This window comes from Promicromonospora sp. NPDC060204 (assembly GCF_042728455.1).
Lineage (GTDB): Bacteria > Actinomycetota > Actinomycetes > Actinomycetales > Cellulomonadaceae > Promicromonospora.
This window is the reverse complement of record NZ_JBHWZO010000008.1, coordinates 18,124-33,427: the sequence shown is the minus strand read 5'-3', so window position 1 is coordinate 33,427 and position 15,304 is coordinate 18,124. Positions and strand designations below refer to the sequence as shown.

13 protein-coding genes are annotated in these 15,304 nt (G+C 71.9%); 7 read left to right on the top strand and 6 right to left on the bottom strand.

Going from position 1 to position 15,304, the window contains the following annotated elements:
• Positions 1 to 6 precede the first annotated feature (6 nt).
• The 5 genes from ACFWEJ_RS02245 (at position 7) to ACFWEJ_RS02225 (ending at position 4,527) form a co-directional block, all read left to right on the top strand.
• On the top strand, positions 7 to 1,695 hold the full coding sequence (locus ACFWEJ_RS02245; RefSeq protein ID WP_377227574.1) for an FAD-dependent oxidoreductase: 1,689 nt from the start codon (positions 7 to 9) through the stop codon (positions 1,693 to 1,695).
• A 15-nt stretch (positions 1,696 to 1,710) separates the two neighbouring features.
• Positions 1,711 to 2,058: a UBP-type zinc finger domain-containing protein gene (locus tag ACFWEJ_RS02240; RefSeq protein WP_377227573.1), complete on the top strand. Its 348-nt coding sequence runs from the start codon at positions 1,711 to 1,713 to the stop codon at positions 2,056 to 2,058.
• Positions 2,059 to 2,140: 82 nt separating this feature from the next.
• Positions 2,141 to 2,629: a winged helix-turn-helix transcriptional regulator gene (locus ACFWEJ_RS02235; protein WP_377227572.1), complete on the top strand. Its 489-nt coding sequence runs from the start codon at positions 2,141 to 2,143 to the stop codon at positions 2,627 to 2,629.
• A gap of 192 nt (positions 2,630 to 2,821) precedes the next feature.
• A complete protein-coding gene (locus ACFWEJ_RS02230; RefSeq protein WP_377227571.1) occupies positions 2,822 to 3,628 on the top strand; it encodes an alpha/beta hydrolase in 807 nt (268 codons plus the stop codon).
• Between the two features lie 65 nt (positions 3,629 to 3,693).
• Positions 3,694 to 4,527, top strand: coding sequence for an alpha/beta fold hydrolase (locus ACFWEJ_RS02225; protein WP_377227570.1), 834 nt, complete (start codon positions 3,694 to 3,696; stop codon positions 4,525 to 4,527).
• 528 nt (positions 4,528 to 5,055) lie between these two features.
• Here ACFWEJ_RS02225 and ACFWEJ_RS02220 read toward each other — a convergent pair.
• Positions 5,056 to 6,882, bottom strand: coding sequence for a SigE family RNA polymerase sigma factor (locus ACFWEJ_RS02220; protein WP_377227569.1), 1,827 nt, complete (start codon positions 6,880 to 6,882; stop codon positions 5,056 to 5,058).
• A gap of 264 nt (positions 6,883 to 7,146) precedes the next feature.
• On the opposite strand from ACFWEJ_RS02220, the gene ACFWEJ_RS02215 reads away from it, so the two are divergent.
• Complete coding sequence (locus ACFWEJ_RS02215) at positions 7,147 to 7,965, top strand: hypothetical protein (protein WP_377227568.1); 819 nt, start codon at positions 7,147 to 7,149, stop codon at positions 7,963 to 7,965.
• Between the two features lie 145 nt (positions 7,966 to 8,110).
• The gene (locus tag ACFWEJ_RS02210) at positions 8,111 to 10,981 is read left to right on the top strand and encodes a BTAD domain-containing putative transcriptional regulator (RefSeq protein ID WP_377227567.1); all 2,871 of its coding nucleotides are present in this window, start codon (positions 8,111 to 8,113) and stop codon (positions 10,979 to 10,981) included.
• 16 nt (positions 10,982 to 10,997) lie between these two features.
• On the opposite strand, the gene ACFWEJ_RS02205 is transcribed toward ACFWEJ_RS02210, so the two are convergent.
• From ACFWEJ_RS02205 to ACFWEJ_RS02185, 5 genes are all read right to left on the bottom strand, one after another.
• Positions 10,998 to 11,180 carry a S26 family signal peptidase gene (locus tag ACFWEJ_RS02205; RefSeq protein ID WP_377227592.1) on the bottom strand — a complete coding sequence of 61 codons (183 nt, stop codon included), beginning with the start codon at positions 11,178 to 11,180 and terminating at the stop codon, positions 10,998 to 11,000.
• Positions 11,181 to 11,324: 144 nt separating this feature from the next.
• Positions 11,325 to 11,807 carry a S26 family signal peptidase gene (locus ACFWEJ_RS02200; protein ID WP_377227566.1) on the bottom strand — a complete coding sequence of 161 codons (483 nt, stop codon included), beginning with the start codon at positions 11,805 to 11,807 and terminating at the stop codon, positions 11,325 to 11,327.
• A complete protein-coding gene (locus ACFWEJ_RS02195) occupies positions 11,804 to 13,750 on the bottom strand; it encodes an ABC transporter ATP-binding protein (RefSeq protein ID WP_377227565.1) in 1,947 nt (648 codons plus the stop codon). The genes ACFWEJ_RS02200 and ACFWEJ_RS02195 overlap by 4 nt, the downstream gene beginning before the upstream one ends.
• Positions 13,747 to 14,316 (bottom strand): TlpA family protein disulfide reductase, encoded by a 570-nt coding sequence (locus tag ACFWEJ_RS02190; RefSeq protein WP_377227564.1) that lies wholly within the window; start codon positions 14,314 to 14,316, stop codon positions 13,747 to 13,749. The genes ACFWEJ_RS02195 and ACFWEJ_RS02190 overlap by 4 nt, the downstream gene beginning before the upstream one ends.
• A gap of 32 nt (positions 14,317 to 14,348) precedes the next feature.
• On the bottom strand, positions 14,349 to 14,933 hold the full coding sequence (locus ACFWEJ_RS02185; protein WP_377227563.1) for a MauE/DoxX family redox-associated membrane protein: 585 nt from the start codon (positions 14,931 to 14,933) through the stop codon (positions 14,349 to 14,351).
• Between the last annotated feature and the right edge of the window lie 371 nt (positions 14,934 to 15,304).

Sequence of the window (15,304 nt, the reverse complement as noted above, 5' to 3'; positions counted from 1 at the left end):
GAGACGATGACGAACTCCTCCGACGACCACACCTCGGCCCGGTTCACCCCCGAGCAGCTGGAGCGGCTGAAGACCTACGGCACGCCTCACCGAGCAGCCGCCGGACAGACTCTCTACCGGCCCGGGCAGACCGGCTATGACCTCATCCTGGTTGAGTCGGGACGTGCGGAAGTGGTGCGCGAGGGCATGGATGGCACAACACCGCAGGTCGTCGCCCGTGAGGGGGCCGGCGGCATCCTGGGCGAGCTGAGCCTGCTGAGCAGGCAGGCCGTCTACCTCACCGCCCGGATGACGGCCGCCGGCACGATCTACCGCATCAACCCGCACGAGCTGCGCCGACTGATGTCCGCCGACACGGAGCTGTCCGCGATCCTGTTGTCGACCTTCATGGCCCGTCGACGCGAGCTGCAGGCCAGCGCCGCACGCTCACTGGACCTCATCGGCGACGACCGGACCGCAGCCGGGCTCGCGCTGCGCACGTACGCCGCTCGCCTTGACCTCCCCCATCATTGGATCCACTCCCACTCCCCCGAGGCAGTCTCCGCGATGGCCGAGGTCGAGGCCGACCCCTCCGACCTGCCGCTGGCGATCACGACGGCAGGCGTGATCGGCCGGGCCACCCCGGGACTGCTCGCCGAACGCCTCGGGCTCAGCTACCGGATCAACGACCAGGACACGTCGGTGGATCTGGTCGTGGTCGGCGCCGGTCCCGCCGGTCTCGCCGCGACCGTGTACGGCGCGTCCGAAGGACTGACGACGACAGTCCTGGACGCCGTCGGACCAGGCGGGCAGGCAGCAGCCAGCTCCAGGATCGAGAACTATCTCGGGTTCCCTGAGGGGCTCAGCGGACGCGACCTGCTCGGCCGCGCCCACGTCCAGGCACTGAAGTTCGGCGCCAGCGTCTACAGCCCGTGCCAGGTCGACTCGGTCATCCGCACGGCCACGGGCTACTCGATCACGCTGCACGACGGCGCCCGGATCGCGGCTCGCGTCATCATCGCCGCCACCGGAGCGCGCTACCGCACCCTCCCGATCAGCCGATGGCACGACTTCGAAGGGGCGGGCATCTACTACGCCGCCACCGAGCTCGAGACGCGGCGGCTGGCCGGCCTGCCCGTCGCGGTGGTCGGCGGCGCAAACTCAGCCGGGCAAGCGGCGATCTTTCTCGCGTCCAAGGGATGCACGGTCGACCTCGTGATCCGTGGCACCGACGTCCGTTCCGGCATGTCCGCCTATCTCGTGGACCGGATCCTGGCCACCCCGGCCATCACGGTCCGCACGGGCACCCAGGTCACCGCCCTCCACGGCGCCACGTTCCTCACCGCGGTGGACTACACCCTCACCTCCGGCGAGGTCGCTCGCGAGCAGCCGGCCTCCGCGCTGTTCTGCTTCATCGGCGCAGCGCCGGCCTCGGAATGGCTCGACGTCGCCGCCCAGGACGAGAACGGATTCGTCTACACCGACTCCGATGTGGCCGGCGACGACCTCGGACCCGTCTGGTCCGAGCTGGGGCGGCGCCCCCTTCCGTTCGAGACCAGCTCACCAGGCCTGTTCGCCGTCGGCGACGTGCGCCATGGTTCGATGAAACGAGTGGCCGCAGCCGTCGGAGAGGGCGCCAGCGCCGTCGCCTCGGCACACGCCGCGCTCGCGCACGACACCCCTGCCCATTCGCTCACCACCACCCCGACCAGCTGACGAGGTAACCACCCCATGACAAGCACCGGAATCGATGCCACAGCCACCCCCAGCGGTGCAGGCTGCCTCGAATGCGACCACGACGACGGGTGGTGGCTGCACCTCAGGCGATGCGCACAGTGCGGGCACATCGGCTGTTGCGACAACTCCCCCTCGCAGCATGCCACCAAGCACGCCGAGGCAACCGGGCACACCATCATCCAGAGCTACGAACCAGGCGAGGACTGGTTCTGGGACTACTCCACACAGGAGTACACGGACGGCCCCCGGCTCACGGTCCCCCGCCACCACCCGCTCGATCAGCCGGTACCAGGCCCCGCGAGCCGCGTCCCCGACAACTGGCAGTCCCTGCTGCACCCCTAGCTCCCCCGCGTCCAGCGCGCCGCGCCGCGCCGCGTGGATCATCCCTGACTAGCACGTGGCAAGTCAGGAGTAGTGTCACCACATGGCGATGCACCTGAGCAGCACACTCAGCGATGAGGGCGACTGGCGTGGACGGCTGTGCCCCATCGACAACGCGGCGAGCGTCATCGGCTCGCGCCCGACTCTGCTGATCGTGCGAGAGGCCTTCTACGGCACCACACGGTTCGACGACTTCGTCACCCACACCCGACTCACCACAGCGGTGGTCTCGTCCCGGCTCAAGCTGCTGGTCGAGAACAGCGTCCTCGAACCACGGCCCTACCGGGAGCCGCGCAAGCGCACCAGGAACGAGTACGTGCTGACCGAGCACGGCAGCGCACTGTTGCCACTCGTGCTGGCCCTCATGCAGTGGGGGTCGGACCACGTCCTGCACGGCGGGCCCGTGCGAGCCAACGACACCATCACCGGCAAGAGGCTCGTGGTCGGCCCCCGCGACAACGAGGGATCGCCGATCACCGCCGACCGCGTGGCGATCACCCCGAACTCGGCCTGGCAGGGTCAGGCCGACTAGCCCCCGAACCCGCAACGAGCGACAGCGGGAGACCGCACCAACGACCGAACCCCGCGCCCGGCACGCGTCCACGCCGAGCGCGGGGTTCGCTGCGCCGTGGATCGACCAGGCCCTCGCGGGTGGACATCAGGAACCCGGAAGGGTAACTTGCATTTTGCAAGCCAGATTCTGCCACTGATCAGAGGACCCATCATGTCGGCCACTGCACCACGAACCGTGCTCTTCATCCCGGGTCTCTGGATCCACAGCTCTTCCTGGGGACCGTGGGCCCACCTGTACGAGCAGGCCGGCTTCACCCCCGTCGTCGAAGGCTGGCCAGGCGAGGGCGCGACGCCCGACGCGACGCGTCGCACCCCTGCGGCACTCAACGACGTGGGCCTCGACCGCGTCACCGACCACTACGCCCAGCTGATCGAGCAGCTGCCCGACGCTCCCCTGGTCGTCGGCCACTCCTTCGGTGGGGTCGTCGCACAGAAGCTCCTCGCCCGCGGCCTCGCCTCACAAGCCGTCGCAGTTGACCCGGGGCCCATCAAGGGCGTCACCAAGCTTCCGTTCGCCCAGATCCGCTCGGCGCTTCCCGTCGTCAAGAGCAAGAAGAACCGCGCCCGGACCGTCGCCCTGACGCGAAGCCAGTTCCGGTTCGGGTTCGGCAACGCGATCTCCCGCACCGAGTCTGACGAGCTGTTCGCCAAATGGACCATCCCCGGACCGGGCCGGCCCCTGTTCGAGGCCACCGAGGCCAACAAGACGCCCCAGTCCCCCGCCGAGGTGAACACCAGGCTGGCCGACCGCGGCCCGCTGCTGATCATCGGCGGCGGCAAGGACCACACCGTGCCCGAGGCCGTCACCCGGCAGGAGTTCGAGCTCTACGACACGCCGGCAGCGACCGACTACAAGGCCTTCGCCGACCGCGGCCACTCGCTCGTCTTCGACTCGGGCTGGAAGCAGATCGCCACCTACACCCTCGACTGGGTGCACACCCACAGCGTCAAGGCCTGACCTTCACCCAGGTCCCCGCCACACGGCACACATCCCGATCAAGACCCCATAGCTCGGAGAGAACAATGAGAAACATCTTCCGTCGGTCACCACGCAGGTCGGCACTCGCGATCGTCACCCTCGTCATGCTGCTGACGGGCGGCGGCGGACTCGCCACCGCCCAGACCCTGACGGCCCGAGACACCGCGACCAAGCCGACCGTGGTCCTGGTGCACGGCGCGTGGGCCGACGCCGGCGGGTTCGCCGACGTCGAGACGGCACTGCACGTCGCGGGCTACCCCGTGCTCGAGTTCGCCAACCCCCTGCGCTCGCTCAGCTCGGACTCCGCGGCGCTCGGCGCCTACCTCCAGCAGCGCACCGACGGCCCGGTGATCCTGGTCGGCCACTCCTACGGTGGCGCGGTCATCACCGACGCCGCCCTGACCGACCCGGACGTCAAGGCCCTGGTCTACATCGACGCCTTCGTCCCGGACGCCGGGGAGAGCCTCACCGACCTCCTCGGACGGCAGGGCCCTGTCAACCCGACGCAGCTGTTCGACGTGGTCGCCAACCCCGGCGCACCCGAGGGTGACGTAGACCTGTATCTCAAGGACGCCGTATTCCCCGTGGCCTTCGCAAACGGCCTGCCGCGCATCACCCAGGCCCAGCTCCTGGCCTCGCAGCGACCGATCGCCGCTGCAGCCCTTGCCGAGCCGTCGACCCAGCCCGCCTGGAAGTCGCTCCCGTCCTGGTACGTCCTGGGCACCAATGACCAGATCGTCTCCCCGGAGCTGCAGCGGTTCATGGCCGAACGGGCCGGCGCCAAGATCACGACGGTCGGTACCGGCCACCTGGCCATGATCGCCCGCCCCGACGTCGTCACCGCCACGATCCTGCGGGCAGACCGGGCCACCCGCTGACCTGCGGACGCGACGATCAGAGCCCGGCGGCGAGCCTCCTGAGGGGGCCGCCGCCGGGCCTGTCGCTGTCCCGCTGTCTGCTCTACGGGCGGGCTCGTCGCGTCGAACGAGCGTTGCCAAGTCGGTGAGCAGGTTCAAACATCCGCCCGAGACCCCAGGCCGACGACTGCCCCGTTCAAGCTCCCGGTAGCCGCGCCCGCGCCACCAAGCGGCCTCCACCTGCACTGCGCTGGAAGGATGCCACCCGGCGCGACTCGCCGTGACCAAACCCGAACGCCACGTCCTGCTCGAACGCGCGGAAGCCGTGGGCGGAGCCCTCGAGCTCCTGCTACAGCCGGAGGCTCGCCACCGCGGGTCGTTTTGCTGTGATGACGAGGATGGACACGGCCCCCACGAGAGCAACCCCGAGAACGATCGCGGCCACGTGCGGTGCGGTCTCGCTCGCGGGACTTCGAACGGCTCACACCTGCTCGTGACAGGTAGGCGGTCCGACGCCGGGCGTCGACCGGTCCTGGTCGGCCCCGGACGTCAGCGCCCGACCTCCACGACCCGCGCCAGGTGCTGCCGCAGGGCGGACCCCCCGGACTCCAGGCTGGCCCACGACAGCCACTCCCCCGCCACGGCGACCTCGACCACCTGGCCCTCCAGCCGGTACGCCCGGCCGTCGAGAAGCAGATACCCGGTCCCCACGTTGTCCCGCGTGCTCGTCCACGCCACCGCCCGGCCGTCGACGTCGATCCCCCCTGCCTCCCCGTCCAGCTCGACCAGCGTCATGGCCCCCGTCTCCCGGTCGAACACGTGCAGGTCACCCGCCACGCCCCACGCCAGCAGGGCGTCCGACGCCGCCAGCTCCGTCACCGTCTCGAGCGGGTAGCCGGCTGCCGGCGCAAATCCCACGGGCACCTGCCGGACGCCGTCGTCGCTACGATCGGCCAGCTTGATGCCGGTGCGGACATTGTTCGCCGCCCACACGACCCCGTCCGGCGTGACGGCGAACGCGGTAGGGCCGGTGGCCAGGATCTCGGTCGCTCCGGTCGCCAGCGGGACCTGGACCTGCTCGATCTCGCCCTGGTCTGCGAGGCGCTGCAGGTACAGGGACGCGCTGCTCAGCGCGATCCGGTACCCCACCGGCACCGGTTCGCCGGACGACTCCATGAGCGTGCGCACCTCGGGGTTCCGCACGTCGTCGACGACGCGGACCGCCCAGGGCGACGACTCGCTCTCGCGGTTCCCCACCTCCAGCCAGGCAACCCTGTTGCCCTGCCGCGCGACGGCGGAGATCTCGGCGCGGTGGCCGTCGACGGTGCCGTTCACGGCCACGGGGCGGACCTCGCCCCCGGCAGTCCGCAGCTCCAGCGCCATCTCCGGGTCGAGGTCTTCCGGGCCCGGGGCCACCTCGGTGAGCGTGATGACCGAGCCGTCCGCCGCCAGCGTGTCCGTCAGAGCGCCACCCACGGACGACTCGCCCACCATGACGACGGCTCCCTCCTCCACGGCGTCGGGCGCGGACCCCACCTCGACCCTGGACACGCACCGCCCCTCCAGCCAGGGCCGGACATCCTGGTCCGACGTCCCTGCCGGGCAGTCACCGAGCCGTGGGCCGGCGTCGCCGTCGGGCCGCTCCAGGCCCACGAGCGAGCGGAACCACTCGCTGCCCGGCAGCGCGACCGGGCCCACGCCGGGGAGCGAGATCGGGCCGGCCAGGAAGAACGCCACCAGGAGCGCCGCCACGCCACCGAGCACTCCCTGCGCGGTGCGCCGCCTGTGCAGGGCGGCCCGGCTCTCGCCGAGCGTCTCCGCCGCGTCACGGTGCGGCACGGGGATGTCCGCCAGGTCCGTGCGCTCCAGGATGGCGCGCAGGTTCTCCAGTCCACGTGCGTTCGCCGACTTCACCGTCCCCACCGACCTCCCCAGCTCATCGGCGACCTGCGCCTCGGACAGATCAAGCAGGTGCCGCATGACCACCACCCGGCGCTGCTGCAGCGGGAGCTGCGCCAGCGCGTGCACCAGCTCGGCCCGGACCGCGACGCGGGCGGCGTGGTCCGGGGTGTCGGGAAGCCGGATCGCGTCGTCGCCGGGCAGAACGGTGCGGCTGCTGCGGCGCCAGGTGTCGGTGCGCAGGTTGACGAGGACACGGCGGGCGTAGGCGCGCGGCTCGGTGTGCACCCGGTGCCACGACCGGTAGACACGCTCGAACGTGCCCTGGACCAGGTCCTCGGCCCGGTCCGGGTCGCCGCACAACAGGAACGCCGTGCGGAAGAGGTACGGGCGGGCGTCACCGACGAACGCGACGAACTCCTGGTCCTTGGTACGGACCACACGGACCTCGGCCCGCTCCGGTGTGTGGATGCTCATGTTCCCCATGACGCGTCCCCTCGCGGAAAGGTTCAGCCGAAACCCCGGACATCGCGGCCGACGACCCGGATCCTAGGCCGACGGCCAGTTCGCCGGCGAGCTGTTGGGGCCCGTCGCGCACAGGATCCCGCCAGTTTCGGAGCGCCCGACCGCCGGTCCGGCTATGGTCGGAAGCGCCTCGCGGCCGCCGGATGACGCAGGTCCGTGGCGTGCCGCCCAGGGCAGGTCTCTTCGTCGGCGGGTGTCTTTCTGGGGGTGGTCACCTTGAACGTCAGGGCTACTGCAAGGTCGGATACGGGGACGCAGGCATTCCCCAACCTCGACTTCTCCGCGTTCTCCGATGCCGGCAGGCTCTCGTGGCAGCGGAACCAGCGGGTCTTCGAGGCGCTGGCGCGCCTGGAGATCGAACGCTCCCGGGTGGCGAGCCTGGTGGAGCGCAACCGGCCGGTCGCGGCGCGCGTCTTCGGCCGGGGCACGCGGGGGATCAACGAGACCATGGCGCGGGCCGCGGGAACCTGGCGGACGCTCGAGTCGGTCCGGCACTCCGGCACCGTGCAGCAGCTCGCGACGAGCCTCCCGAACAACGCGCACTTCGTGGAGCACGGCCTGCGGATGGTCAGCGTGTGGAACCACTCCGGGGTCGATCCCGAGGCCCGCCTCATGCTGTCCGGCGAGGATCCCGCGCTGTACTACTTCGGCTTCGCCCCGGTGCAGATGAAGATCATCGACGGGACCAGCGTCCTGCTGGACGGTCCCAGCCTCCGCGGCGATCGGACCGTCATCGAGGTGCGGGACGACGCGTGCCTGCGGGCCGCCCGTTCCTACTGGGACGCCGTGGTGGCGACCATGTACCCGTGCGACGCGGAGACGGCCGCACTCGTCGACCTGTCCGTGCGGCAGCGCCGCATCGTCACCCTGATGATCACCAGCTCGTCCGACGACCAGATCGCGCGGAAGCTCGGCGTGAGCGTCCGGACCGTCCGGGCCGACATCGCCGCGGTCCTCGACCTCCTCGACGCGCCCACGAGGTTCGTCGCCGGCCTGCGGCTCCGCGAGCGCCTCGGCATGTCGGGCCTGCGGTAGACGAACAACGGGCCCGGTTCGTTGCCCCGTCATCGGTGCAGGTTGCTGCAACCGGCCTCCTGGCTCCTGTGGCACGCTCCGGCGCGGCGGCGCCCCGGCGGCCCGGGGCACGACGAAGCCGCAGCGCGGTCGAAGGGAGTCTCGGATGCGAGTCAGGGTCCTCGGTCCGGTCGAGGTGTCCGACGGCGAGGTGTGGTCGCCGGTGGCGGCTGCCCGCTGCCGCGCGGTGCTGGGCACGCTCGTCGCGCACGGGCCGCAGAGCGTCCCGGTCGAGAGCATCGTGCAGGACGTGTGGGGCGACACCCCGCCCAGGTCCGCCGTCACGCAGACCTACGGGTACGTGCACCGGCTGCGCCAGATGCTCGGGGACCGCGACGGCACGGCCCTGCGGCGGTCCGACGTCGGCTACCTCCTGGTCGAGCAACACGCGGGCGTCGACGCCCGGCGTTTCGAGGCGGCCGTCACCGACGGGTTGCGGACGTTCGAGGACGGCGGCTTCGAGCAGTCCGCGGACCTCTTCGAGCGGGCCCTCGGCTGGTGGCGGGGCGACCCGTTCGGCGGCGCACCGCCGGGCGGCTCCGCCGTCGAGCTGACCCATCGGCTGACGAGCCTGCGGACGACCGCCGTCGAGCACGCTTTCCAGGCGCAGATCAACCTGGGCCGGCACCGGGCGGTCGTCGAGGAGATCGAGGCGCAGATCGCCGAGTCGCCCTTCCGGGAACCGCTGTGGCGGCAGCTTCTCGTCGCCCTGTACCGCAGCGGTCGGGCCGCCGAGGCCCTCCAGCAGTACGACCGCCTGCGCCGCACCTTCACGGAGGAGCTCGGTACGGATCCCAGCCCGGCCACCCGCGCGATCCACCAGCAGATCCTCGACGAGACGCTGCCGATGACCGAGACGTCCTCCCAGGTGTCGGCGGCGGTCGCGGTCGGGGCGGAGCCCGTCGCCCCCGCCGAGGCCGCGCGGCCTGTGCGTCAGCTCCCGCCGGAGGTGGCGGACTTCTGCGGGCGCACGGGCGAGACCGCGGCCGCGGTCCGCGCCGTCACGTCGCACGACCGGCCCGGCTCGCCCGTCGTCCTCGTGCTGCACGGCGCGCCCGGGGCGGGCAAGTCGAGCCTGGCCCTGCACGTGGCGCGCCTGGTCCAGGCCGAGTACCCCGACGCGCAGTTCCATCTCGGCCTGGCCGGGACGTCGAGCAACCCCCGCGGCCCCGACGAGCTCCTGGCGGCGATGCTGCGCGCCCTCGGCGGCTTCGGGCACCCGTTGCCGACCGCCCTCGACGACTGCGCCGCGCTGCTCCGCTCGCAGCTCGCCGAACGGCGCACGCTCGTCGTGCTCGACGACGCGGCGTCCGCCGAGCAGGTCCTCCCGCTCCTGCCGCCGGACGGCCGGTCGGCCGTCATCGTGACCAGTCGTGGAATGCTCGCGGATCTGCCCGGCGCCCGGCACGTCCACGTCGACGTGCTCACCGTCGACGACGCGGAGGCGCTGCTGGCACGGATCGTGGGCGGCGACCGGGTGGCGCGGGAGCCGGCCGAAGCCCAGGCCATCGTGCGGCTGTGCGGTCTGCTGCCGTTGCCGATCCGCATCGCAGGGGCCAAGCTCCTGAGCCGCCCGGCCTGGCCCCTGAGCCGGCTGCGCGAACGACTGGAGGACGAGACCCGAAGGCTGAGCGAGCTGAGCATCGGCGGCCTCGACCTCCGCGCGAGCCTGGACGTCTCGCTGCGTTCCCTCTCGGCGGACGCCGCTCTGGCCTTTGCCCTCTTCGGCCTCCTCGGCCCCGGCGACCTCCCGGGCTGGGTGCTGGGCGCGCTCCTGGACACCGACGCCTGGGAGCCCGTGGCCGAGGAGCTCCTGGACGCCGCCCTCCTCCAGCAGGTCCGCCTCGACGACATCGGCCAGCCCCGGTACCAGATGCACGACCTGCTGCGGGTCTACGCGCGGCAGCAGGCGAGCGACTACGGCGCCGGCACCTGCCGGCAGGCGGTACGGCGGACCGTCGGAAGCTGGACCCTCCTGGTCGACAGGCTGCGCCGGAACCGGCCGCACAGCCTCTTCGACCCCGTGGACGCGCCCCGGTCCGCCGCCCCCGAGGCGTTCCCGCCGTGGCTCCCGTACGACGAGGAGAATCCTCCGTCCCACGCCATGGGGACCGCGTGGACGGCGATCGAACGCCAGTCGCTCCTGGACGCGGTGCGGCTCGCGTGCGTGCACGACCTGACCGCCGAGGCCGGGCGCCTGGCCCTCCTGCTGGGCCCCCTGTACGACCAGCACGCGCTGTACGAGGACTGGCGGACGAGCCACCAGACCGTGCTCGACCGCCCCGACGTCGACGACCTCGCGGCCGCCGCCCTGCGACGCGGCCTCGGCCAGGTCAACATCTACACCGGCGACTTCGAGGCCGCCGCCGGGTTCCTCCGGGACGCGCGACGCACCTACCAGGGACACGGTCACGACCTCGGCGCCGCGCTGGCGCTCGCCAGCCTCGCGAGCGTGCACCGCTGCCGGGGAGAGCACGACGCCGCCGAGGCGGCGCTGCGTGAGTCCCTCGACGTCGTCGCGGCCGCCGGAGACACGCCGAAGGAGGCACTGTTCCGGGGCGCGCTGGGCCGGATCCTCACCACCCAGGGCAGGCTCGCCGAGGCCCGTACGTGGCTCGCCGACGCCGCGGCCCTGGCCCACGGCATCGGTGACACCCACCGCGAGGCCGTCGTCCTGCGCGACCTCGGCACCCTGGAGCTGGCCGACGGCGAGCCCGCCGTCGCCCTGCGCACGCTCGAACAGGCCACGCAGATCTTCTGGGACCTGAGCGACGAGCGCTGCGCGGCCAAGACCCTGCTCGAGACGGCCCCGGTGCTCGTCGCGCTGTCCGAGCGCGAGCGAGCGCTGGCGTCCCTGGCCGAGGCCACCGCGTACTTCCGCCGCCACGGCCTGCACGACGACGAGGCCCGCTCGGAGAAGCTGCTGGCCGAGGTCACCGAGGCGGGTCCGGTCATGGGCCCTCGCACGGCCCGGTGAGCAGCGCCGTGAGCGGTCACGACATCCGCCGCGCGACCCGGCCCAGTACCTGGTGCTCGGGACAGGGACCCCACCGCCGGGAGTCGGACCCGCGCGGGTTGTCGCTCAGGAGCACGACGTGGCCCGACGGCACCGTACCCGTACGACATCGCGTCGTTCGCCGAGGCCGAGACTTACGTGACGACGTACGGGTACACAGCGACCCAGGTGGAATCCCTGGTCAGGGCCCTGTACCGCGAGACGGACCCGTCCGGCCGGCTCCCGGTCCCCATCCCGGAGGGCACCGGCGGATTCCTGTATCCGTACGGCCACGGCCTGTCCTGGTGACGGCCGCCGGCCGACGTCAGCCGCCCATGGACCGTGTCACGCGGCCCATGACCTGGTGGTCGGGGCAGGGCCCCCACCGGCGGGAGTCGACGCCGCGGGGGTTGTCACTGAGCAGGACGATGTGGCCCGCGGGCACGCGCCCCTCTCCCCTGTCCCAGGGGGCCGGGTCGATGCCGTCGGGCCATGGTTCGCCGCCGGTCGCCGCCACACGTTTGATCAGCCAGCGCCTGCCCAGTGGCAGGCCCGACCGCTGCGCGGGCGCCGTCGTCGGCCATCCGTGCGTCACATCGGGCTTGCGCACGACGACGACGTCACCGCGGGCGGGCGCGCGCCCACCGCGCCGCACGAGCACACGGTCACCGGGCTCGTACGTGGGATGCATGCTCGTGCCGTCGACGGCGACGACGACGTAGTGGTGTCGCAGGTGCCGGTACCCGGCCGACCCGGCAAGCACCGCTCCGGCCAGCGCGAGCGCAAGGTCCACGGCCGTCCCTGTCATGCGGACACTCCTTCCCCGGCCGGGACCGGGTCCTGGTAGCCGGTCGCCTGCAGCGTGAACAGGCGGGCGTACTCGCCGCCCGCCCGCATGAGTTCGTCGTGCGTGCCCTGCTCGGCGACGACGCCGCCGGCCAGGACCACGATCTGCTGCGCGTCCCGGACCGCACCGAGCCGGTGCGAGACCAGCAGGGTCGCGGTCCCGGTCCGCAGGGTGCCCAGCAGCTCGCGGACCTCGTTCTCGGCCTGCGGGTCGAGGCCCGACGTCGGCTCGTCGAGCACCAGCAGGTCGCGGCCGGACCGCATGAGCGAGCGAGCAAGCGCGAGGCGCTGCCACTGACCGCCGGACAGCGTGGTGCCCACCGACGTCGTGTCGTCGCCGACCTCGTCGTCGTTCCAGAACGCCCGGGACAACATCGTGTCGTACCCGTGCTGCAGCCCGGCCACGATCCGGTCCGCACCCGCTGCACGCGCCGCGGCGTGCACGCGGGCGTCGTCGTCCAGGTGCTCGAGCGCGCCGAGCGCGATGTTCTCGCGTGCGGACAGCTCGTACTGCACGAAGTCCTGGAAGACGGCGCTGACCCGGGAGCGCAGGCCGTCGACGTCGTACCCACGGATGTCGGTACCGTCCCACAGGATCATGCCGCGGGACGGGTCGTACATGCGCATCAGCAGCTTGACCAGCGTGCTCTTGCCCGCGCCGTTCAGGCCGACGACGGCGACGGAACCGCGCACCGGGATCGTCATGCTCACGCCGCGCAGCACCCAGGGGCCGTCGTCGGTGTAGCGGAACCAGACGTCCTCGAGGCGGATCTCGTGCTCAAGCGGGCGGGCGGGGACAGGGGCGGCGGGGGCGATCAGATCCTGCGGGGTGGCGAGGACGTCGTCGTAGTGCGCCACGAGCAGCAGCGTCGAGTGGATGCGAGCGAGGCACATGACCAGGCCGGCGGCCGCACCCTGGACTGCCCCGGTCGCACCGACGAACGCGGAGACGTCGCCGGCGGTGAAGTCGCCGCGCAGCGCGCCGAGCACCACCCAGACGAGACCACCGCCGGAGACGACGGCGCCCGCGACCATGAGCGGGGCGTGCGCGAGGAAGGCCTTGCGGTCGAGGCGCTCCTCGGCGGCGTTGATCGCGCGCAGCTCCCGGTTCATGCGGCCGGTGAGGAAGCGCCCGGCGCCGAAGATCCGCACCTCGGCAGCCGCGACGGGATGCATCATGAGGTCCTGGTAGAAGGCCAGGCGCCGCGAACGCGGGCTGACGCGCCACAGCACGTCGGCACGTTCCCGGTTGAGGACGAGCTGCACGATCAACCCCGGCACCGCGGCGACCACGACGAGCACGGCGACCACGGGACTGATCATGACCAGCACACCGAGGGTAGTCGCGATCGTGATCACGCCGCGGACCGACCCGAACAACGAGTCGATGACCTCGTCGGGCGCGTCGGATGCGGACGTCTGGGCCATGCTGAGCCGGTCGCGGAAAGCCGGGTCCTCGAAGTGGCGCAACCCGGACAGCCGTGCGACGGTCGTGAACAGGCGAGACGTGACCAGCAGGGTGACGGCGCGGCGGATCCGGCCGTTCACGTACTGGCTGACGTGCGACATCAGCGCGCCCGCGAGGGTCATGACCGCGAGGCCCACCACGATCAGGACAGGACGGTCCCCCAGCGGCTGCGGCACGCCGGGCGCGTCGGAACCGAGCTGGAGGACGTCGAGCAGCCACTTGGTGGCGAGCACGCCGCCGGCGGGGAGCAGCGCGTCGGTCAGCGTGACGAGTACGAGGACCGCGAGAGCACCGGGCGCCGCCTGGGCCCCCAGGGCGGCGACCCGGAAGGCGCGGACGGTGCCGGAGCCGATCGCGGTCAGCGCGCGGTGACCGCGGCGGGGCCGGGTGTCGCCGCCTGATACGGCGTCGCGCCCGGCGCCGTCGTCGTCCCTCATGCCGGCACGAGGACGGTGTCCAGGTCGCTGACCTCGACCCCCGAGCGCTTGACCTGCCCGGACCCGTCCACGAGGACGAACGCCGGGTAGCCGCCGGCCTCGAACGGCAGATCGATCCCGTCGCGCCGGTGCACGACGACGGTCACCGTGTCGCCGAGCGTGGCCAGGTACTCCTCGCGCTTCTCCGCCTTGCCGTGCTCGTCGTCGTGCACGACGAACGCGATGACCTGGTGCGGGGTGAAACCCTCGCGGCGGGTCATGTCGACGAGCGGCTGTAGTTCCTTGGCGCAGGTGCTGCAGCTGGTGTCGAAGAAGGCGTAGACGGCGGTGTCGCCGTATCGGTCCTCGTAGGAGATCTCCTCGCCGGTGGTGGTCGTGGCGGAGAAGGGGCGGATGGAGGCGCCGGCCTTGACCTCGTCCAGGTCGGGGAATGTGGGCTTGCCGTGCGCGTGCCCGGCGTCAGCTGCTGGTGCGGTACGGACGCGGCGCGCGATCGCCGCGGTCAGCACGAGGTTGAACACTGTCAGGACGCCGAGCAGGACGACGGCGGCGGTGAGGACTGCCATGGGAGGCTCCGTTCTCCGGTGGTCAGGGTGGTTCAGCGGGTAGGAACGCGCGTGCCGGAACGGCGCGGGTCCAGAGGGGCGAACACGTCGACGACGTCGTCGAAGAAATAGGTGAGTGCGGTGACCGCGGCAGCGCCGACGACGGCCAGTGCGGCGGAGCCCAGGTCCGGAAGCGGGTCGGCGACGGCGTCGGATGCGGCCACCAGGCCACCGACCGCCAGCACCGTGAGCGCGACGTTGCGGACGACGTGCGGCCAGCCGAGCGACGTCGTGCTCCTGCCGAAGCACGAGCACGTGACCGCGGCGCCGGTCGCGGAGTAGAGAGCGATGCCCGTGAAGCCGGTGAACATCAGCGCCGCGGCGGCCAGCGCGGGAGCGGCGACAGGTGCGAGGGGCGGGGCGATCGCCACGAGGAGCGCAACGGCCAGCAGGATCTCGACGCCGATGTGGAGCGAGGACACCACGTCCACGGGCAGACGGCCGAGCAGACCGGGCACCCGGTCCAACAGTGCCTTCCAGGTCTCCCGATTGGCATCGCCGCGCACCTTCGCGACGCCGGACGCGAGCAGAACGCCGGCAACGGCCAGCTGCAGGAACAGTGCGAGGGTGACGAGCAAGGGTGAACTCCGCGGAAGTAGTGATCACATCGAGTCGGGGGGACTGCCGCCATGCGCCGTCGCCTGGCGGCAGCTGGGCCAGCAGCCGCAGGAGTAGTACGCCCAGCTGGTACAGGGCGAGCTGCAGCCCACCGGGCAGTCCGTGAACAGCCGTGGCCTCACCAAGACACCGGAGGGGCCACGGCTGCTCTGCACATCGGCCGTGGGTACGACCGATCGACCTCAGCAGACGGCGCTGCAGCTGATGTTCCTCCAGGCGGTGCACGTGCCGGCCTTCTCGCAGGTGGAGCCGCTGTAACACGTGCGGGCCTGGTGGAGGATCCCGGAGGTCCCGCTCGACGTGGAGCACCGTGTATAGCATCGGTATTGAG